The following is an 18,451-nucleotide window of genomic DNA, read 5'->3' on the forward strand; positions in this document are numbered from 1 at the left end:
TCCCATCCAGAGTGCCGCAGCGCCACCACCGGCCTGCCAGGGGGAGACCTACACATCATGATCCGTTCCAGGCTGCTTATGCTTGCCACTTCCGCCTGCGCGCTGGCGCTGGCCTCCTGTTCCGGCGGCGGCGACAATGCGAGCGCGCCTGCGGGCGACAGCGTGTCGGTGGGCGTGCTCCAATCGCTGACCGGCACGATGGCGATCAGCGAGATCACGGTGAAAAATGCCGAGATGCTGGCGATCGAGGAGATCAACGCGACCGGCGGCGTGCTGGGCAAGCAGATCAACGCCCTGGTCGAGGATGGCGCGTCGGACCCGTCCACCTTCGCGCAAAAGGCGTCGAAGCTGATCGAAAGCGATGGCGTGTCGACCGTGTTCGGCGGCTGGACCTCGGCCAGCCGCAAGGCGATGCTGCCGGTGTTCGAGCGGACCAAGAATCTGCTCTGGTATCCGGTGCAGTTCGAAGGCAACGAATGTTCGCCCAACATCATGTATTCGGGGGCGCAGCCCAACCAACAGGCGCTGCCCGCGCTCGAATGGGCAGTGGCGCAGGGCTATAAGAGCTTCTTCCTCGTCGGGTCCGACTATGTCTATCCCCGCACCGCCAACCTGATCCTGAAAAAACATATCGAAAAGGGCGGGATGCAGGTGCTGGGCGAAGCCTATGTGCCCTTGGGCGGCACCGATTTTTCAGGCGTGATCGCCAAGATCGCGCAGGCCAAGCCGGCGATCATCATCAATACGCTGAACGGTGACAGCAATGTCGCTTTCTTCAAGCAGATGCAGGCCGCCGGGATCAGCCCCAAGACGATGCCGGTCATGTCCTTCTCGATCGGCGAGCAGGAAGCCCAGGCGATGGGTGCGGGCCTGGTCGAGGGCAGCTATGCCGCCTGGAATTATTTCCAGAGCCTGACGGGCGAGGCGAACGCCAAGTTCATCGCCGCCTATAAGGCGAAATTCGGCAAGGATGCGGCGATCACCGATCCGATGGTCCATGGCTATCTCGACGTCTATGCGTGGAAGGCGGCGGTCGAGAAGGCCAAGAGCTTTGAGCCGGATGCCGTGCGCAAGGCGGCGGCATCGCTGGGCGGCTTTGTGACCCCCATGGGCACGGTCAGCTTCGCGGCCAACCAGAGCCTGGTGCAGAAGGCCTATATCGGCAAGCTCAATGCCGATGGCCAGTTCGAGATCATCGCCGACAGCGGCAAGGACATCGCGCCGGAACCGTATGACGCGCTCGCCTTCCCCGGCAAGACTTGCAAGCTGTAAAATGCCCAACAACGCCGTCATCCCCGCGAAGGCGGGGTTCCATCTCCGGCCCTATCGAAAGACGGAAGGTTGGGAGATGGGTTCCCGCCTTCGCGGGAATGACGGAGGGCGATGATATGCCACAGCCCCTTCTGATCGCGAGAAGCGCAGCATAATGGACGCCCTCTTCCTCAACCAGTTGTTCAATGGCGCGTCGCTCGCGTCGCTGTACCTGCTCGCGGCGCTTGGCCTGGCGCTCTCCTTCGGGCTGATGCGCGTCATCAACATGGCGCATGGCGAAATGCTGATGCTGGGCGGCTATCTTGCCTGGATGACCCTGCTGGTGGTGCCGGGGGCGATGGGGATCATCCTCGCCATTCCGGTCGCCTTCATCGGCGCTGCGGCCATGGGCGGGTTGATCCAGTCGACGTTGATCCGCCGCCTGTCGGCACGGCCGCTCGATACGCTGCTGGCGACCTGGGGCGTCAGCCTGATCCTGCAACAGGGCGCGCGCGACCTGTTCGGTGCGGTCGGTGTCGAAGTGCGCGCGCCCGAATGGCTGACGGGCAGCTTCGTGGCGTTCGGCGTGACGCTGCCATCGGCACGGCTGTTCATCATCGCGATCGCCGCGCTGGTGCTGGGCGCGCTGGCGCTCGTGCTGCTCAAGACCCGCATCGGGCTGCTGGTGCGGGCGGTGAATCAGGACCGGATGATGGCGTCGGCGACCGGCATCGATGTGCGCCGGGTGGACCTGACCGTCTTCTGCCTGGGTTCAGGCGTAGCGGGTCTTGCGGGCGTCATGCTCGCGCTGCTTGGGCCGGTGACGCCCAATGTCGGGCAAAGCTATATCATCCCCGCCTTCCTGGTCGTCGTGATGGGCGGGCTGGGCAGCATCGTCGGCACGACCGCGTCGGCGATCATCCTGGGGCTGTTCGCCGCGCTGGCGCAGATTTTCGTCGATGTCAGCGTCGCGCAGATGCTGCTGCTCGTCTTCGTCATCCTTTTCATCCAGGTGCGCCCGCAAGGCGTCGTCGCCGTAAAGACCCGCCAACTCGATGCCTGATATTTCCGCCCTCACCGCGCGCTTCGCGCCGGTCAAGCCGCTGCTGCCCTGGCTGCTGCTGGCGCTGGCCCTCGTCGCGCCGTTCGCGCTGTCCAGCTATGACCTCAACCTGCTCGCCCGTTTCATGGCGATGGGGATATTGGCGCTCGGTCTGGTTCTTATCTGGGGCCATGGCGGGATATTGAGCCTGGGGCAGGGCGTGTTTTTTGGCCTTGGCGGCTATGCCATCGCCATCCATATGAAACTGGCCGACCTGCCGGATGGCGAGATCCCCGATTTCATGGTGTGGAGCGGGCGCGAAAGCCTACCTATATGGTGGGAGCCGTTCACCAGCCCGCTCTTCACGCTGGCCGCGATCGTCATCATCCCGACGCTGGCCGGGGCGCTCTTTTCCTGGGCGGTGTTTCATCGCCGCGTGGGCGGCACCTATTTCGCGCTGATCACGCAGGCGCTGAGCCTTGCGTTCGCGACACTGATCATCAGTCGGCAGGATGTGACCGGGGGCTTTAATGGCCTCACCGACTTCTACTCGATCTTCGGCGTAGGGCTGGCTAGTCCCGGCACGGGATCAGCGCTCTACTGGGTCACGCTGGCGGTGCTGTGCGTCGCGTTCATTGCGCTGCGCTGGCTGCTGGCATCGCGCTTTGGCATATTGCTGCGGGCGTCGCGCGATGGCGAGAACAGGGTGCGGTTCCTGGGCTATAATCCGACCCCCTTCAAGGTGACGGCCTTCGCCATCGCAGCGATGCTGGCGGGGATTGGCGGCGCATTGTTCACGCTGCATGCGGGCGTCGTGTCGCCCGCGCTGATCGGGGTCGTGCCCTCGATCGAGATGGTGGTGTGGGTGGCGATCGGCGGGCGCTACAGCCTGGCGGGCGCGATCGTCGGGGCGCTGCTGGTCAATCTGGCGCGCGATGCGGTGTCGAGCGCTTTCCCCGAATTGTGGCTCTATCTGATGGGCGCGCTGTTCATCTTCGTCGTGACCCTGCTGCCGCGCGGCCTGGCTGGCCTGGCCAAGGGGAAGGCGGCATGAGCGGTTCGGCGGTTTCCGAGCTTCTGCTCAGCGTAGACGGTGTCACCGTCGACTATAGCGGGTTCAAAGCGCTCGATGGTTTTTCGATGACGCTGAACCGGGGCGAGACGCGGGTCGTGATCGGTCCCAATGGCGCGGGCAAATCGACGCTGTGCGATACGATCATCGGCCGGGTGCGGCCGAGCCAGGGGCGGGTCGTCTTCAAGGGCGAGGACATCCAGAATCTGCCCGAACAGGCGATCGTCGGTCGCGGCATTTGCCGCAAGTTCCAGGCGCCCGGCGTGTTGCCGACCTTGAGCGTGCGCGACAATCTGGCGCTGGCGGCGCGGCGCGACCGGCGCTGGTGGAAAAGCCTGGGCACCGGCATCCCGGTGGAAGAGCGGGCGGCGGTCGAAGAAGCGCTGGAGGCAGTGGCGCTCACCCATCGCGCCGATGTGGAGGCGGGCACGCTGGCGCATGGCGAGAAGCAATGGCTGGAAATCGCCATGGTGATGGCAACGGGCGCGGAACTGCTGCTGCTGGACGAGCCGACCGCAGGCATGGGACCGGCCGAAACGAGCCGTACCGCGCAATTGATATTGGGCCTGGGGGATAGCCGCACCGTGCTGGTGATCGACCATGATATGAGCTTCGTTGAGCAATTGGCCGCGCCGGTGACGGTGATGCATCAGGGCAAGTTCTTGAAGCAAGGCAGTGTCGCCGAAGTGCGCGCCGACCCGCAAGTCGCCGCCGTCTATCTGGGCCATACGGCATGAGCGCGCTGCTGGAGATTGCGGGCCTTTCGAGCGCCTATGGCCAGAGCCGGGTGCTGTGGGACGTCGACCTGCCGCTGGAACGCGGGCAGGTGATGGCGCTGATCGGGCGCAACGGGGTCGGCAAGACCACCTTGCTGCACACGATCATGGGCACGCGGCCGGTGACCGGTGGGACGCTGCATTTCGACGGGCGCGACATGACCGCCATGCCCGCGCATGGCCGGGCGCGGGCGGGCATCGGCTTCGTGCCGCAGGGACGGCATGTGTTTCCGCAACTCACCGTCATGGAAAATCTGGAAACCGGGCTGTCGGCGCTGGCGGGGCGCGGCAAGCGCGGTGCCCAGGTGCCGCAGCATATTTTCGACCTCTTCCCCAAGTTATGGGATATTCGCGGTCGGGCGGCAGGCTTCCTGTCCGGCGGCGAGCAGCAGCAATTGGCGATCGGTCGGGCGCTGGCTGGGGAACCGAGCCTGTTGTTGCTCGACGAACCGACCGAGGGCATCCAGCCCAATGTCGTGCAGCAGATCGAAGCGGCTTTGGTTCATGTGCGCGACGAACTGGGCATGACGGTGCTGGTGGTCGAACAATATCTGGATTTCGTGTGGCGCTTTGCCGACCGCTATTGCGCTATGCAAAATGGTCGGATCATCCGGCAGGGCAAGATCGCCGACGAGAGCGCGAAGGATGTCGCGCATCTGGTGCAGATTTAGCAGAAGCACATAGAAACTTTGTCATTCCCGCGCAGGCGGGAATCTATCTCCCGACTTTGCACCAGTGGATAGCGACGGAGATGGATCCCCGCCTTCGCTGGGATGACGATAAAGGATCGGGGAGGAATATCAGCCGCCCGGTTCGGCCAGCGCGATGTCCATGTCGGCGAGGGCCAGGCGCAGCAGTTCGGCCATGCCCGCGCGAGCCGCCGCCGTGTCGCGCGACGCTATGGCCTGATAGACGGCGCGGTGGTCGGGCAGGGGGTCGCGGGGGAGCAATTTCTTGCGATGCTTGAAGGTGGTGGTCCAGCTGACCGCTGCGCCGACCGAACTGGCCAAAGCCTCCAGCGCATCATTATGCGTCGCCGCCAGGATCATATTGTGGAAGCGCTGGTCGGCGGCGCGGCCTTCGGGCGTGGACAGGCCATAGCGGCCCATTTCCGCCAGCGCCGCTTCCATCACCGCCAATTGCTCATCGGTGCGGCGGCGCGCGGCGAACTCCGCTGCTGCCGGTTCGATGACGCCGCGCAGTTCGAACAGGTCGCGGATGAAGTTGGCATCCGGCTCGCCCGCAAACATCCAGGCGAGCATTTCAGGATCAAGCACGTTCCAGCGGTTGCGCGGCAGGACGCGGGTGCCCGCCTTTGGGCGGCTTTCCAGCATCCCCTTGGCGATCAGGATGCGGACAGCCTCGCGATAGGCGGTGCGCGATACGCCGAGGCGATCGGACGCCTCGATCTCGCCTTCGAACAATTCGCCCGGTTTGTGCTTGCCGGTCAGGATGGCCGTGCCCAGGTCGCGGGCGATCGTCTGATGGATGCGGAGCGTGCTTTCGTCCGATCCGAACTTGCGCCCGCTGCCCAAAACCTTGCTCCCTTATCAGTCCTCGAACACAGCCGTAGGACAATGTCGGCCGCAAAGGAAGGCATCGGCGACAAGACGGAGCGGGGCAATATCGGCGTCGATCGCCCGGTCAGCCACCAGAGCGACGAAACGGCGATACATGGCGGGATATTCCTCGTCCGGGGCCTTGAGTTGAACTTCACCGTCCAGCCGCAATGTGTTGCCGCCTTCGGACAGGAGCAGGCTGCCATTGTCGGTGTCAACGGCGATGTCCCAGGTCTGCGGCCCGGTCTGACGCCAATCGAACACGGTATCGATCGGTGCGCCCGACGCGGTGGCCATGGCGAGCGTCGCCCCGATCGGGGCGTCCTTATTGGACGGCACTTCCAGATTGGCGGACAGGACGGTGACGGGTTCGGGCACGATCTCGGTCAGGATCGACAGGGCGTTGATGCCCGGATCGAACACGCCAAAGCCGCCCGCTTCCCAGATCCAGGGCTGGCCGGGGTGCCAGTGGCGCACATCCTCGCGCCATTGGATCGAAATCCGTTCGATTTGGCGCTGCGCGATCCAGGCTTTGGCCTGCGCCACGGCGGCGGCATAGCGGCTGTGCCAGCTGGCATAGAGGGTGACGTTCTGCGCCTTTGCCAGTGCGATCAGCGCCTCGACTTCGGAAACGGTCGCGCCCGGCGGCTTTTCGAGGAAAACATGTTTCCCCGCCAGCAACGCCTGCCGCGCCGCATGATAGCGGGCCTGCGGCGGCTGACACAGGATCACGGCGTCGAGGTCGGGCTCGCCCGCCAGCATCGCGCCGAGGTCGGGGTAATTATTCACCCCTTCCCCGTGCGCGTTGCGGCTGGCGACGGCGACCAGATCGATACCGTCGGTCTTGGCTATTGCGGGCAGGTGCTGGTCGCGCGCGATTTTACCCAGCCCTACCAGACCTGCCCGGATGCTCATGCCGCAGCGACCAACTTGCCATCGACGCGGCGCGTCAGGCCGAGCGGGTTGGCGTCCTGCAAGGCGGCTGGCAACAGCGCGTCGGGCACGTCCTGATAGCAGACGGGACGCAGGAAGCGCATCATCGCCAGCGTGCCGACCGAGGTCGAGCGGCCATCGGCGGTCGACGGGAAGGGACCACCATGCACCATGGCATGCGTCACTTCGACGCCCGTGGGCCAGCCGTTGGTCAGGATGCGGCCGACCTTGCGCGACAGTACGGGGAGCAGCTTGGCGGCATCCGCATTGTCGGCTTCGGTCAGTTGGAGCGTTGCGGTCAACTGGCCTTCGAGACCGGCGATGGTCGCAATGACTTCCTCGATGCTGCTGCATTTGATCAAAACGGACGACGAACCGAACACTTCTTCGGCCAGAAGCGGGTTGGCCCCGAAGGTCGCCGAGTCGGTCGCGAAGAAGGCAGCCTGGCCACGGTTGCAGCCTTCCGCTTCGGTGCCGCGCGCGACGGTGGTGACGCCATCCGCGCCGGACAGGGCAGCGACGCCCTTTTCATAGGCTTCGTGGATGCCGGGCGTCAGCATGACCTGCGGCTGGGCGCCGGACATGGCCTGGGCTGCGGCTGCAACGAACGTGTCGAGGTCCGGGCCGTCAAGCGCGATGACGAGGCCGGGGTTGGTGCAGAACTGGCCCGACCCCATGGTCAGCGAGCCGACGAACGCCGTGCCCATGGCTTCGGCCCGCTCGGCGAGAGCGCCAGGGAGCAGGACGACCGGGTTGATGCTCGACATTTCGGCATAGACCGGGATCGGCTCGTCGCGTTCCGCCGCGATCTTCATGAGCGCAACGCCACCACCGCGCGATCCGGTGAAGCCGACCGCCTTGACGCGGGGATCAGCGACCAGGGCGCCACCCAAAGCGCGGTTGGCGCCGGGCAGGTAGGAGAAGACGCCTTCGTGCAGGCCACATGCCTTGACCGCTGCCTGAATGGCGCGGGCGACCAGTTCGCCGGTGCCGGGATGGGCGCTGTGGCCCTTCACTATGACGGGCGAACCAGCGGCGAAGGCCGATGCGGTGTCGCCACCCGCGACCGAGAAGGCGAGCGGGAAGTTGGACGCGCCGAACACGGCGACCGGGCCGACCGAATGGTTGACGCGGCGCAGGTCTGCGCGCGGCATCGGCGCGCGATCGGGCATGGCGGGGTCGATCGTGGCATCGAACCAGTCACCAAGGCGGACATAGCTGGCGAACAAGCGCAACTGGCCAACGGTGCGGCCCCGCTCGCCTTCCAGACGGGCGCGCGGCAGGCCGGATTCGGCCATGGCGGTTTCGATCAGCAGGTCGCCGATGGCGACGATATTGTCCGCGACGGTTTCCAGGAAGGTCGCGCGGGCGTCGGGTGCCAGGGTCGAAAAGCTGTCGAATGCGGCATCGGCCAGCTTGGCGGCTTCTTCGACTTCGGCGGGCATGGCGCTGGAGAAGGCGACGTCGCCCTTTTCGCCGGTCGCCGGGTTGATGGCGTAGAAAGTCTCTCCGCCCTGACGCTCGTTTGCGCCGATGAGGATGGCTCCGTTGAACATGGGATTCTCCTGAAATGGGTTCATGATGCTGTTCCCCGACGTGGGCCGGGGAACAGGGAAGGGGTCAGTGATTGTCGCGCGGCAGGCCCATGGTCTGGGCGATGCGCTGATATTTTTCTGCGCCTTCGAGGATCGCGCCGGTATCCATCTGGCCAACGACCGACCGCTGGATTTCCTGCCACGGCGTTTGCGACGCGGGATATTTGAACCCGCCAGCGGCCTCCAGCTTCGCGCGGCGTTCCGCCAGCTCCTCGTCCGAAATCAGCACGTTGACCGTGCCGGTGTTGAGATCCATCCGCACCCGGTCGCCGGTTTCGAGCAGCGCGAGGCCGCCCATGGCCGCCGCTTCGGGCGAGGCGTTGAGGATCGACGGGCTGCCCGACGTTCCCGATTGGCGACCATCGCCGATGCAGGGCAGGGCCGAAACGCCTTCGGTGATGAGATAGGCAGGGGGACGCATATTTACAACTTCGGCTGCGCCCGGATAGCCGATCGGCCCAGCGCCGCGCATGAAGAGCAAGGTCTGATCCGTGATGCCGACCGAGGGATCATCGATGCGGTGATGATAATCTTCCGGCCCGTCAAACACGACCGCCGGGCCTTCAAAGGCATTGGGGTCTTCGGGATTGGAGAGATAGCGGTCACGGAATTCCGGGCTGATGACGCTGGTCTTCATGACGGCGGCGTCGAACAGATTGCCCGACAGGACCAGGAAGCCTGCATCCTCGACCAAAGGCTGGTCGAAGGGACGGATGACCTTTTCGTCTTCAATCTCCACGCCGCGGCAATTGTCGCCCATGGTCTTGCCATTGACGGTCATCACATCCTCGTGGATCAACCCCTGCGCGATCAGCTGTGCGACCACGGCAGGGACGCCACCGGCGCGATAATAATCCTCGCCCAGATATTCGCCCGCCGGCTGAAGGTTGACCAGCAGCGGAATCTTGTGACCGACCGTCTCCCAATCCTTGAGCGGCAGGTCGACGCCGATATGGCGGGCGATCGCGGCGAGATGGATCGGCGCGTTGGTCGATCCGCCGATAGCGCTGTTGACCATGATCGCATTGTGGAAGGCATCACGGGTCAGGATGTCGGAGGGTTTCAGATCCTCGGCCACCATCTCGACGATCCGCTTGCCGGTCAGATAAGCGACTTCCTGGCGATCGCGATAGGGGGCAGGGATCGCGGCCGATCCGGGCAGCATCATGCCCAGTGCTTCGGCCAGCGAGTTCATGGTGGAGGCGGTGCCCATCGTGTTGCAATAGCCGGTGGACGGGGCGGAGGAGGCGACGAGCTTGATGAAGCCTTCATCGTCAATCTTGCCCGCCGCCAGCAACTGGCGCGCTTTCCAGACGATCGTGCCTGAACCCGTGCGTTCGCCCTTGAACCAGCCGTTCAGCATCGGGCCGACCGACAGCGCGATGGCGGGGATGTTGACGGTTGCCGCCGCCATCAACAGCGCAGGCGTGGTCTTGTCGCAGCCGGTGGTCAGGATCACGCCATCGAGCGGATAACCATACATAGCTTCGACCAGGCCGAGATAGGCAAGGTTGCGGTCAAGGCCGGCGGTCGGGCGCTTGCCGGTTTCCTGGATCGGATGGACCGGAAATTCGAGCGCGATGCCGCCCATTTCGCGAATACCGTCGCGCATGCGTTCGGCCAGGACCATATGGTGGCGGTTGCAGGGCGACAGGTCGCTGCCGGTCTGGGCGATGCCGATGATCGGCTTACCGCTGCGCAGTTCGTCGAGGCTGAGGCCGAAATTGAGATAACGCTCCAGATAGAGCGCCGTCATGTCGATATTGTCGGGGTTGTCGAACCAGGCGCGGCTACGCAGTTTGGGGGCGGAGTTGGACGAATCGCTCATTGGGGCATCCTGACGAGAATAAGGCATGGCGCTTTTTGCGCGCTCGCCATTCCGATATACTCATACAAATACAGTTTCAAGCGTGCATGCGACCGATGCGGCAAATTTGGCGTCGATCCGGGGTGCCCATCGCCGCTTGCGTACCCGGCCCGGCGGCTGGCCTGCCCATTTGTCCAGCGCATGCGCTCTTGAAACGCGCCAGGCATCGGCGCATGGACCGGCCATGACCGCGACCTTCCCCCGATCGTCCGCCGCGCCTGCGCCGCGCGCCATCGCCCGCTGGCTGCTATCGGTAGCAGCGCTTGTGTTCCTCATGGTCGTGGTCGGCGGGATCACGCGCCTGACCGAATCCGGCCTGTCGATCACGCAATGGAAGCCGATCACCGGGGCCATTCCCCCGCTGACCCATGAACAATGGATGGAGGCGTTTCGCCTCTACCAGCAAATCCCCGAATATCAGCAGATCAACCGGGGCATGAGCCTCAATGATTTCCAGTTCATCTTCTTCTGGGAATGGGCGCATCGGTTGCTGGGGCGGCTGATCGGATTGGCCTTTGCTGTGCCCTTGCTCTGGTTCGCGTGGAAGCGCGCCATTCCGCAGGGCTATGGCTGGCGGCTGGTGGCGCTGCTGGCGCTGGGCGGATTGCAGGGGGCGATCGGCTGGTGGATGGTGCAATCGGGCCTTTCGGAACGCACCGACGTCAGCCATTATCGGCTGGCCGTGCATTTGCTCAATGCGCTGCTGATCATCGGTGGGTTGGTGTGGACCGCGCTCGACTTGTTGATGTTGGCGCGGGACCGGAATGCGCGCCCGGCGACGCTGCGGCCCTTCGCGTTGGTCGTGTTGATTGGGCTGTTCGTGCAATTGCTGTTCGGGGCATTCACCGCCGGACTGAATGCGGGCTATGTCGCCAACACCTGGCCGCTGATGAATGACCGTTTCGTGCCGGACGGCATGGCCTGGATGGGGTCGCTATGGGCGACGCTGTCAAGCGACCCTTATCTCGTCCATTTCATCCATCGCTGGTGGGCCTGGGGTGCCGCCATCCTGGCCGTGATGCTGGCGCGCCGGGCGAAGCGGGCTGGACAGCGCGGTGCGTCGATCGCGATCAATGCCAGCGTAGGTACGCAAATCCTGCTGGGGATAGCCACGGTGATGAGCGGTATCGCGCTGCCGCTCGCCGTGCTGCATCAGGCGGTCGGCGCGATCGTCGTGGCGGCGCTCGCATGGGGCGCGCACAGCATCGGACGACGCCGGGGTTAGAGCGTCAGCCTCAGGGCTTCGGCGCGCTCGCCGCATTGGCGGCGGCTTCGGGCGCGGCGGCCGGTGTCGCGGCGGGCAATAGTCGCAGGCTCCGCAACAGCGCGTCCGAAATACTCTGATATTGTTCACTCAGCATTTCGGGATAGACGAAGGTCGCGGTCACGATCGATCCGTCCGGCTGGCGCAGCAGGCGCACGGCGACATTATTGCCTTCGCCGTCATTGGCGGTGCCGCGATATTCATTGTCGCCGATGAAATCGCCATCGACGCCTTCGGCCCCGTCGCTGACCGCCTCGACAATCTGTTGCAATGTCTGGTCGCCGTCATTCTTCTGCCAGAAGACGCGCACGTCCGCGCCGGCACCGGGATCTTCATAGACCACGCCATCGGCATTGCTGGCGCTTTCATCCTTCACCCAGCCTTCGGGGAGCGTGACGGAAAAGCCGCGCGCGGCATTTACATAATCGAGCGATTCCAGGCCTTCGTCGCTCTGCTGCGTGGCGAGCGCTTCTGCCGCGGCGGCATTGGCGGCGGCGGCCAATTCCTCCTGGCTCGGCATATCGGCAACCGGCTCGGTGCGGCCGCAGGCGGCGAGCAACAGGAAGGGCAGGCAAGCGGTAAGGGGAAAACGGTTCATGCGCGATCCAAAGCATAGGCGCGGCCATAATTCAACGACATTGCCCGAAAGGAGGCGACAGGACGTCATGTTCACCGGTCAGGCGGCGCTGTCGATGCCCAGTTCGGCCAATTTGCGGTACAGGGTCGATCGCCCGATCCCTAGCCGTCGGGCGACTTCGGTCATGCGACCGCGATAATGGCCGATGGCGAGGCGGATGACGTCCGCTTCGATGTCCGCAAGCTGGCGAACATGGCCGTCGCCCTCGAACAGGGTGATGCCTGCGCCGTCTCGATGCGACTGATTGGCGGCACGCGGGCGGATGGACAAGCGATCGAGCGGGTCGCTCGCCTTGATCTGGGCAGCGATCTGCGGGAAATCCTGCGGCGTCAGGGCGTCGCCCTCGCACAGCACGGCGGCGCGGAACAGCGCGTTCTGGAGTTGGCGGACATTGCCGGGCCAGCCATGCTGCATCAGCAGCGCGAGCGCATCGTCGGTGAGGCCCAGGCCACGCAGACCCGGCTGGGCGGCGATCCGCGTCAGCAGGTGGCGGCACAAAGCCGGAATGTCGCCCATGCGTTCGCGCAACGGGGGAATGGTAAGCTGGACGACGTTGAGGCGATAATAAAGATCCTCGCGGAAGCGCCCGGCCTCAATCTCTTCGGCCAGCTTTTTGTTGGTGGCGGCGATGACTCGCACATCGACATGGATCGGACGGCGCGCGCCGATCGGCTGGACTTCGCCATCCTGTAGTACGCGCAGCAATTTGACCTGCGCATCCATGGGCATTTCACTGACTTCATCGAGGAAGAGCGTGCCCATGTCCGCGCTGGCAAATTTACCGACATGCCGGTCGAAGGCACCGGTGAAGGCACCACGCTCATGGCCGAACAGTTCCGACTCGACGAGGTTGGCTGGGATGGCACCGCAATTGACGGTGACCATCGCCTGCTTGTGGCGCGGGGAGGCGGCGTGGATGGCGCGCGCGATCACATCCTTGCCGACGCCGCTTTCGCCTTCGATCAATACCGGCACGCGGGCGCGCGCTGCCTTGGCCGCGATGGCAAGGGCCGCGCGGAATTGCGGCGCGGACCCGACGACATCCTCGAAGGATAGGGGGGCGGTGATCTTTTCCGTGAGTGGGCGCAGTTCGCCGTCGCTGCCATCGGTGAGCGTGGCATTGAGTGCGGCGAGCAGGCGTTCGGGCGCGATCGGCTTGGAAAGATAGTCGGTGGCCCCGGCCCGCATGGCATCGACCGCGACGGCGACATTATTATGGGCGGTGAGGATCAGGATCGGCAGCGCCGGGCGACGGGCACGAATCTCGCCGACCAAGCCGGCTGGCTCATAATCCGGGCTCCATTGGTCGAGGATGATCGCGTCAAGCTGCATCCCGTCCTGCGTGCCGAGCATCGCGATGGCGGTTTCATTGTCGCCTGCAAAGATGGTGCGCCAGCCCGCACGCGCCGCGAGCGCCGATACCAGCCGCCGCTGCGCCGGTTCGTCGTCGATCAACATCAGCATTGGTATGCCGTCGCGCGCCATTCGCACCCCTCAATTGCAACAGGCGACCGACGATAAGGACGCGGGGTAAAGGCGCGCTTAACTGCGAAAGATTTTCTTGGCCTTGGGCGGGTTGAGGGGGGGGCAGGTTGCGGATAAGAGGTTGGCCTGATTTTACCACAATAGGGAGACCCAGCATGGCCACGGACGGAAATATCAAGGATGCGACCCAGACCTATTCGGGGTTTGTGGGGCTGATGAAGTGGGGCACGATCGCCTCGGTGGCGGTGGCCGCGATCGTGGTGCTGCTGATCTCCAGCTAAGCACGGCGCGACGTACAGGGAGGGGATGCCATAATAATGAAAATAGCAGTGGTGAAAGAACAGGCAGCGGGCGAAGCCCGTGTTGCCGCGACGCCGGAAACGGTGAAGAAATTTATCGGCCTTGGCGCGCAGGTCGCCGTCGAGGCGGGGGCCGGGCTGACCGCGTCGATCGCCGATGCCGACTATGCGGCGGCGGGCGCGAGCGTCGCCGATCGAGCCGCGACGGTTGCAGGCGCGGACATCGTGCTGGGCGTGCAGGGGCCGGATGTGGCCAGCCTGTCCGGCGTGAACCCAGGTGCCTGGATCGTGGCAGGGCTTAACCCGTTCGGTGACCGGGCACGGGTCGATGCCTATGCGGCGGCCGGCTATGAGGCGCTGGCCATGGAGTTCATGCCGCGCATCACCCGTGCGCAGTCGATGGACATATTGTCGTCCCAGTCGAACCTGTCGGGTTACAAGGCTGTGCTGGATGCTGCCGCCGAATATGGCCGGGCCTTTCCGATGATGATGACGGCGGCGGGCACGGTGTCGGCCGCGCGCGTCTTCATCATGGGTGTGGGCGTGGCAGGCCTGCAGGCGATCGCCACCGCCAAGCGGCTGGGTGCGCAGGTCAGCGCGACGGACGTGCGCGCCGCGACCAAGGAGCAGATCGAGTCGCTGGGTGCCAAGGCGATCTTCGTCGAGAAGGTCGCGGGCATCGAGGGCGAAGGATCGGGCGGCTATGCCACCGAAATGTCCGACGAATATAAGGCCGCCCAGGCCGAACTCGTGTCAGCGCATATCGCCAAGCAGGACATCGTCATTACCACCGCGCTCATTCCGGGGCGGCCCGCGCCGCGCCTGATCAGTGACGCGCAGATCGCGACGATGAAGCCGGGCAGCGTGATCGTCGATCTGGCGGTCGAGCAGGGCGGCAATGTCGAAGGCGCGGTGCCCGGCGAAGTGGCCCTGCGCCACGGCGTCAAGATCGTGGGCCACCGCAATGTGCCGTCGCGACTGGCGGCGGACACGTCCGCTTTGTTCTCGCGCAACCTGTTCAACTTCCTGTCCGCCTTCTGGGACAAGGAAAAGGGGGTGCCGGTGCTGGACGAAGAAATCGGCAACGCCATCCGCCTGACGCAGGGTGGCAAGGTCGTGAACGAGCGGCTGTTGGCGAGCTGATGGCGAATTTTGCCCCTATAATCCTCCCCCATGGGGGGAGGTGGCAGGGCGAAGCCCTGACGGAGGGGTGTCACCCTATCGATAGGGTGACACCCCTCCGTCACGCTGCGCGTGCCACCTCCCCTTACAGGGGAGGAATATAGGTGCTGCAAGGCGGCGATGTCGGCATGTTGAGGGCCAAGTCTCTCAGGCAGGCCATGTCGCTACCCGAAGTGTTGCTGTGGAATGCGTTACGCGATCAAACTAATGGCCTGAAATTTCGCAGACAGCATCCATCTGGTCCTTATGTGGCAGACTTTTACTGCCATCAGGCCCGGATGATCGTTGAAGTGGACGGCGAAGCCCATAATCGTGGCGATGCGCCACAAAGCGATGCAATTCGCGATGCTTGGTTTGCGGAACGCGGCATTCATGTCCTTCGCATACCCGCCATCGCAATATTGAACGATCTGGACACAGTCGTCGCCGGGGTAAAGGCGATGGCCAAAGAGAGAATAGGGGAGGACTAGAATGGACTTTATTTCCATCCTGTCGGTTTTCGTGCTGGCGTGTTTCGTCGGCTATTATGTGGTGTGGTCGGTGACGCCCGCGCTGCATACGCCGTTGATGGCGGTCACTAACGCCATTTCATCCGTCATCATCGTCGGCGCGCTGGTCGCGTCGGCGGAGGCGGGGAGCGCGGCGGCCAAATATCTGGGGCTGCTCGCGGTGGTCTTTGCATCGGTCAACATCTTCGGCGGCTTTGCCGTCACGGAACGGATGCTGGCGATGTACAAGAAGAAGGAGCGCAAGTGATGCATGAGATCGCACAGATCCCATGGGGCGTGAGCCTCGCTTATCTGGTCGCAGGCGTCCTGTTCATCCTGGCCCTTCGTGGCCTCTCCAGCCCGGCCACCAGCCGTCGCGGCAACCGTATGGGCATGATCGGCATGGCCATCGCCGTCGCCACAACGCTCTACACCCATGACGTAGTGAGCCTGCCCGAAATCATTGGTGCCATCGTCATCGGCGGCGGCATTGGCTTCATCATCGCGCGGCGGATCGCGATGACCGACATGCCGCAGCTTGTCGCGGCGTTTCACTCGCTCGTCGGCATGGCCGCCGTGCTGGTGGGCGCAGCGGCGTTCCTCAACCCTGGAGCGTTCGGGATTTTGGATGCCGTGACGGGTGAAATCCATGGTGCCAGCCGCATCGAAATGGGTCTGGGCGTGGCGATTGGCGCGATCACCTTCTCCGGCTCGGTGATCGCCTTCCTGAAGCTCAACGGCAATATGTCGGGCAAGCCGATCATGCTGCCGGGTCGTCATGTCATCAACCTGGGCACGCTGGCGGCGATATTGGGCCTGATCGCCTATTTCGTGACCGACCAGAGTCCGTGGATCTTCTGGACCGTGACGGTGCTCAGCTTCATCATCGGCTTCCTGCTGATCATCCCGATCGGTGGGGCGGACATGCCGGTCGTCGTGTCGATGCTCAACAGCTATTCGGGCTGGGCGGCCGCCGCGATGGGCTTTACGCTGGGCAACAGCGCGATGATCATCACCGGCGCGCTGGTGGGATCGTCGGGCGCGATCCTGTCCTACATTATGTGCAAGGCGATGAATCGCAGCTTCATCAGCGTGATCGCGGGAGGCTTCGGCGCGGAGTCCGGGCCCTCGGGCGCAGGTGGGCCGGTTATCGACCGTCCCTACAAGCGCGGCTCGGCCGAGGATGCTGCCTTCCTGATGAAACAGGCCGACAGCGTCATCATCGTGCCGGGCTATGGCATGGCGGTGAGCCAGGCCCAGCATGCGCTGCGCGAGATGGGCGACCTGCTCAAAAAGGAAGGCGTCAGCGTCAAATATGCGATCCATCCCGTCGCGGGCCGGATGCCAGGACATATGAACGTGCTGCTGGCCGAAGCGAACGTGTCCTATGACGAAGTGTTCGAACTGGAGGACATCAACAGCGAGTTCGGCCAGTGCGACGTCGCCTTCGTCATCGGCGCGAACGACGTCACCAATCCGGCGGCCAAGACCGACAAGACGTCGCCCATCTATGGCATGCCGATTTTGGACGTCGCCAACGCCAAGTCGGTGCTGTTCGTCAAACGCTCCATGGGCGGGGCTGGCTATGCCGGCGTCGACAATGAAGTCTTCTACATGGACAACACTATGATGCTGCTCGCCGATGCCAAGAAGATGGTCGAGGAAATCGTCAAGGGGCTTGCCCATTAAGCCGGGCTTCCCCTAACCATCATGGGGACGGCCGGGCGACCGCTCGGCCGTCCCTTTTTCATTGCGGGGCAAGAACATCAGATGCGCAAGATCGGCCTGATCGGGGGAATGAGTTGGGCGTCCACGGCGCGCTATTATCAGATCATCAACGAAGCGGTGCAGCGGACCAAAGGCGGCTTGCACAGTGCGCCACTGGCGATCGAAAGCCTGGACTTCGCGGCGGTGGCGCAATGCGTGTCGGACGATGATTGGGACTGCGCGTCCGTCCCGTTGGTGACGGCGGCGCGGCGGCTGGAGGCGGCCGAGGCGCAGGCGCTGCTGATCTGCGCCAATTCGATGCATCGCGTCCATGACCGGGTGCAGGCGGCTGTATCCATTCCGGTCATCCATATCGCCGACGTGGTGGGGCAGGCGATGAAGCGGGACGGCATCACCACCGCGGCGCTGCTCGGTACGCGCAATGTGATGATGGAGAAATTCTATCGCCAGCGGCTGGTGGGCCATGGCATGTCGCTGCTGCCGCCCGATCCCGCGTTGGCCGACCGGATCAACCACATCATGTATGAGGAATTGTCGGCGGGGCGGATCAACAAGGATTCGCAGCGCTTCATGAAAAGCGCGCTGACCGACATCGCCAAGCAGGATGTGCAGGCGGTGGTGCTGGCCTGTACCGAGCTGGAACTGATCGTCGACGTGAAGGCGAATGTCTTGCCGATCTACGACTGCACCAGCATTCACGCGATGGCAGGCGTGGATTTCATCCTGGGGGAATGAAGCGGCACGTGTGACCGGTCGTCAAGCCAAGCGACCGGTATGCGCACGTTCAGGCCAAGGGCGTTGCTACGTTTTTACCGCGTTGGCGTCCAGGTCTGGGTTTTGCAAAGGAACGCGATGCAACCCTGAACCTTCAAGGTACCATTGGGGTTGCGGTTTATCTTGGACTTGTAGCTCTTGCCGCTTTCGGGATCGTAGATCGTCCCTTTCCAGATGTCGCCCGCGTCAGAAAAGCCGGTCAGCAAGGGCAGGCCCACCAGCGGGCGCGAGCGTAGCGCAGGATCGCTGTTTTCCGCGTCGGTGTGCGGACGGCCGGGGGTGGGTTTGAGGATCTTTTCGATCTTGCCGCACAGGCTTTTGCCGCACGGTGCGATGTGGACGATCGCCTTGCCATCGACGGTGGTCCAGCGGCCGGTCACGGGCTGAGCGGCCTGGGCCGGCAGGGCCGTGACGGCGGCCAATGTGGCGATGGTGAATGCGATGCTCTTCATGCGATCCTCTCTCTTGGTCTTGGGACCAGAGATAGGCGGGATGCGCG

The 18,451-nt window shown here is 64.1% G+C and carries 19 protein-coding genes; 12 read left to right on the forward strand and 7 right to left on the reverse strand.

All coding sequences use genetic code 11. The features are described from left to right. The first annotated feature begins 57 nt into the window (after nt 1-57). The 5 genes from urtA to urtE all read left to right on the forward strand — a co-directional run bounded on the left by urtA (nt 58) and on the right by urtE (nt 4,812). The gene (gene urtA, locus OVY48_RS16300) at nt 58-1,272 is read left to right on the forward strand and encodes an urea ABC transporter substrate-binding protein (RefSeq protein WP_313923604.1); all 1,215 of its coding nucleotides are present in this window, start codon (nt 58-60) and stop codon (nt 1,270-1,272) included. Nucleotides 1,273-1,426: 154 nt separating this feature from the next. Beyond that, nucleotides 1,427-2,314, forward strand: a complete 888-nt coding sequence (gene urtB / locus OVY48_RS16305; protein ID WP_037475088.1) for an urea ABC transporter permease subunit UrtB — start codon at nt 1,427-1,429, stop codon at nt 2,312-2,314. Further along, on the forward strand, nt 2,307-3,347 hold the full coding sequence (urtC, locus tag OVY48_RS16310; RefSeq protein ID WP_313923605.1) for an urea ABC transporter permease subunit UrtC: 1,041 nt from the start codon (nt 2,307-2,309) through the stop codon (nt 3,345-3,347). Before urtB ends, urtC begins: the two co-directional genes overlap by 8 nt. Then, nucleotides 3,344-4,102: an urea ABC transporter ATP-binding protein UrtD gene (gene urtD, locus OVY48_RS16315; protein WP_313923606.1), complete on the forward strand. Its 759-nt coding sequence runs from the start codon at nt 3,344-3,346 to the stop codon at nt 4,100-4,102. Before urtC ends, urtD begins: the two co-directional genes overlap by 4 nt. Then, nucleotides 4,099-4,812 (forward strand): urea ABC transporter ATP-binding subunit UrtE, encoded by a 714-nt coding sequence (urtE, locus tag OVY48_RS16320; RefSeq protein WP_313923609.1) that lies wholly within the window; start codon nt 4,099-4,101, stop codon nt 4,810-4,812. Before urtD ends, urtE begins: the two co-directional genes overlap by 4 nt. Nucleotides 4,813-4,941: 129 nt before the next feature. On the opposite strand, the gene OVY48_RS16325 is transcribed toward urtE, so the two are convergent. From OVY48_RS16325 to OVY48_RS16340, 4 genes are all read right to left on the reverse strand, one after another. Then, entirely contained in the window at nt 4,942-5,676 is a 735-nt protein-coding gene (locus OVY48_RS16325; protein ID WP_313923610.1) for a FadR/GntR family transcriptional regulator, read from the reverse strand. A gap of 15 nt (nt 5,677-5,691) precedes the next feature. Then, nucleotides 5,692-6,615 (reverse strand): Gfo/Idh/MocA family oxidoreductase, encoded by a 924-nt coding sequence (locus OVY48_RS16330; RefSeq protein ID WP_313923611.1) that lies wholly within the window; start codon nt 6,613-6,615, stop codon nt 5,692-5,694. Then, nucleotides 6,612-8,189, reverse strand: coding sequence for an aldehyde dehydrogenase (NADP(+)) (locus OVY48_RS16335; protein ID WP_313923612.1), 1,578 nt, complete (start codon nt 8,187-8,189; stop codon nt 6,612-6,614). The genes OVY48_RS16330 and OVY48_RS16335 overlap by 4 nt, the downstream gene beginning before the upstream one ends. Before the next feature lie 64 nt (nt 8,190-8,253). After that, nucleotides 8,254-10,056, reverse strand: a complete 1,803-nt coding sequence (locus tag OVY48_RS16340) for an IlvD/Edd family dehydratase (RefSeq protein WP_037476573.1) — start codon at nt 10,054-10,056, stop codon at nt 8,254-8,256. A 223-nt stretch (nt 10,057-10,279) separates the two neighbouring features. On the opposite strand from OVY48_RS16340, the gene OVY48_RS16345 reads away from it, so the two are divergent. Next, nucleotides 10,280-11,320 carry a COX15/CtaA family protein gene (locus OVY48_RS16345; RefSeq protein WP_313923613.1) on the forward strand — a complete coding sequence of 347 codons (1,041 nt, stop codon included), beginning with the start codon at nt 10,280-10,282 and terminating at the stop codon, nt 11,318-11,320. A 10-nt stretch (nt 11,321-11,330) separates the two neighbouring features. Here OVY48_RS16345 and OVY48_RS16350 read toward each other — a convergent pair whose 3' ends face one another. Both OVY48_RS16350 and OVY48_RS16355 read right to left on the reverse strand, forming a co-directional pair. Next, on the reverse strand, nt 11,331-11,957 hold the full coding sequence (locus tag OVY48_RS16350) for a hypothetical protein (protein WP_037476575.1): 627 nt from the start codon (nt 11,955-11,957) through the stop codon (nt 11,331-11,333). Nucleotides 11,958-12,035: 78 nt separating this feature from the next. Then, nucleotides 12,036-13,481, reverse strand: coding sequence for a sigma-54 dependent transcriptional regulator (locus OVY48_RS16355; RefSeq protein ID WP_313923614.1), 1,446 nt, complete (start codon nt 13,479-13,481; stop codon nt 12,036-12,038). A gap of 155 nt (nt 13,482-13,636) precedes the next feature. Between OVY48_RS16355 and OVY48_RS16360 the strand changes: the two genes are divergently transcribed. The 6 genes from OVY48_RS16360 (at nt 13,637) to OVY48_RS16385 (ending at nt 17,913) form a co-directional block, all read left to right on the forward strand. Further along, nucleotides 13,637-13,762, forward strand: coding sequence for an aa3-type cytochrome c oxidase subunit IV (locus OVY48_RS16360; protein WP_037476577.1), 126 nt, complete (start codon nt 13,637-13,639; stop codon nt 13,760-13,762). Between the two features lie 36 nt (nt 13,763-13,798). Next, complete coding sequence (locus tag OVY48_RS16365) at nt 13,799-14,923, forward strand: NAD(P) transhydrogenase subunit alpha (RefSeq protein WP_313923615.1); 1,125 nt, start codon at nt 13,799-13,801, stop codon at nt 14,921-14,923. 143 nt (nt 14,924-15,066) lie between these two features. Then, nucleotides 15,067-15,432 (forward strand): endonuclease domain-containing protein, encoded by a 366-nt coding sequence (locus OVY48_RS16370; RefSeq protein ID WP_083217149.1) that lies wholly within the window; start codon nt 15,067-15,069, stop codon nt 15,430-15,432. 1 nt (nt 15,433) lies between these two features. Further along, nucleotides 15,434-15,718, forward strand: coding sequence for a proton-translocating transhydrogenase family protein (locus tag OVY48_RS16375; protein ID WP_006950157.1), 285 nt, complete (start codon nt 15,434-15,436; stop codon nt 15,716-15,718). Beyond that, a complete protein-coding gene (locus OVY48_RS16380) occupies nt 15,718-17,139 on the forward strand; it encodes an NAD(P)(+) transhydrogenase (Re/Si-specific) subunit beta (RefSeq protein WP_313923620.1) in 1,422 nt (473 codons plus the stop codon). Before OVY48_RS16375 ends, OVY48_RS16380 begins: the two co-directional genes overlap by 1 nt. Before the next feature lie 81 nt (nt 17,140-17,220). Next, nucleotides 17,221-17,913 (forward strand): aspartate/glutamate racemase family protein, encoded by a 693-nt coding sequence (locus OVY48_RS16385; protein WP_313923621.1) that lies wholly within the window; start codon nt 17,221-17,223, stop codon nt 17,911-17,913. A gap of 74 nt (nt 17,914-17,987) precedes the next feature. On the opposite strand, the gene OVY48_RS16390 is transcribed toward OVY48_RS16385, so the two are convergent. Next, on the reverse strand, nt 17,988-18,404 hold the full coding sequence (locus tag OVY48_RS16390) for a DUF2147 domain-containing protein (protein ID WP_313923622.1): 417 nt from the start codon (nt 18,402-18,404) through the stop codon (nt 17,988-17,990). Nucleotides 18,405-18,451: the final 47 nt, after the last annotated feature.

The sequence above is a fragment of the Sphingobium sp. SA2 genome, from assembly GCF_032227065.1.
Taxonomy (GTDB): Bacteria; Pseudomonadota; Alphaproteobacteria; order Sphingomonadales; family Sphingomonadaceae; genus Sphingobium.

Bases quoted from the DNA above. Each gene is read 5' to 3' on its own strand.
- OVY48_RS16375 (WP_006950157.1), top strand. From the start codon at position 15,434: ATGGACTTTATTTCCATCCTGTCGGTTTTCGTGCTGGCGTGTTTCGTC.
- urtD (WP_313923606.1), top strand. From the start codon at position 3,344: ATGAGCGGTTCGGCGGTTTCCGAGCTTCTGCTCAGCGTAGACGGTGTC.
- OVY48_RS16335 (WP_313923612.1), bottom strand. From the start codon at position 8,189: ATGTTCAACGGAGCCATCCTCATCGGCGCAAACGAGCGTCAGGGCGGA.
- OVY48_RS16355 (WP_313923614.1), bottom strand. From the start codon at position 13,481: ATGGCGCGCGACGGCATACCAATGCTGATGTTGATCGACGACGAACCG.
- OVY48_RS16360 (WP_037476577.1), top strand. From the start codon at position 13,637: ATGGCCACGGACGGAAATATCAAGGATGCGACCCAGACCTATTCGGGG.
- OVY48_RS16330 (WP_313923611.1), bottom strand. From the start codon at position 6,615: ATGAGCATCCGGGCAGGTCTGGTAGGGCTGGGTAAAATCGCGCGCGAC.
- OVY48_RS16345 (WP_313923613.1), top strand. From the start codon at position 10,280: ATGACCGCGACCTTCCCCCGATCGTCCGCCGCGCCTGCGCCGCGCGCC.
- OVY48_RS16380 (WP_313923620.1), top strand. From the start codon at position 15,718: ATGCATGAGATCGCACAGATCCCATGGGGCGTGAGCCTCGCTTATCTG.
- urtC (WP_313923605.1), top strand. From the start codon at position 2,307: ATGCCTGATATTTCCGCCCTCACCGCGCGCTTCGCGCCGGTCAAGCCG.
- urtA (WP_313923604.1), top strand. From the start codon at position 58: ATGATCCGTTCCAGGCTGCTTATGCTTGCCACTTCCGCCTGCGCGCTG.
- OVY48_RS16390 (WP_313923622.1), bottom strand. From the start codon at position 18,404: ATGAAGAGCATCGCATTCACCATCGCCACATTGGCCGCCGTCACGGCC.
- urtB (WP_037475088.1), top strand. From the start codon at position 1,427: ATGGACGCCCTCTTCCTCAACCAGTTGTTCAATGGCGCGTCGCTCGCG.
- urtE (WP_313923609.1), top strand. From the start codon at position 4,099: ATGAGCGCGCTGCTGGAGATTGCGGGCCTTTCGAGCGCCTATGGCCAG.
- OVY48_RS16365 (WP_313923615.1), top strand. From the start codon at position 13,799: ATGAAAATAGCAGTGGTGAAAGAACAGGCAGCGGGCGAAGCCCGTGTT.
- OVY48_RS16350 (WP_037476575.1), bottom strand. From the start codon at position 11,957: ATGAACCGTTTTCCCCTTACCGCTTGCCTGCCCTTCCTGTTGCTCGCC.
- OVY48_RS16340 (WP_037476573.1), bottom strand. From the start codon at position 10,056: ATGAGCGATTCGTCCAACTCCGCCCCCAAACTGCGTAGCCGCGCCTGG.
- OVY48_RS16385 (WP_313923621.1), top strand. From the start codon at position 17,221: ATGCGCAAGATCGGCCTGATCGGGGGAATGAGTTGGGCGTCCACGGCG.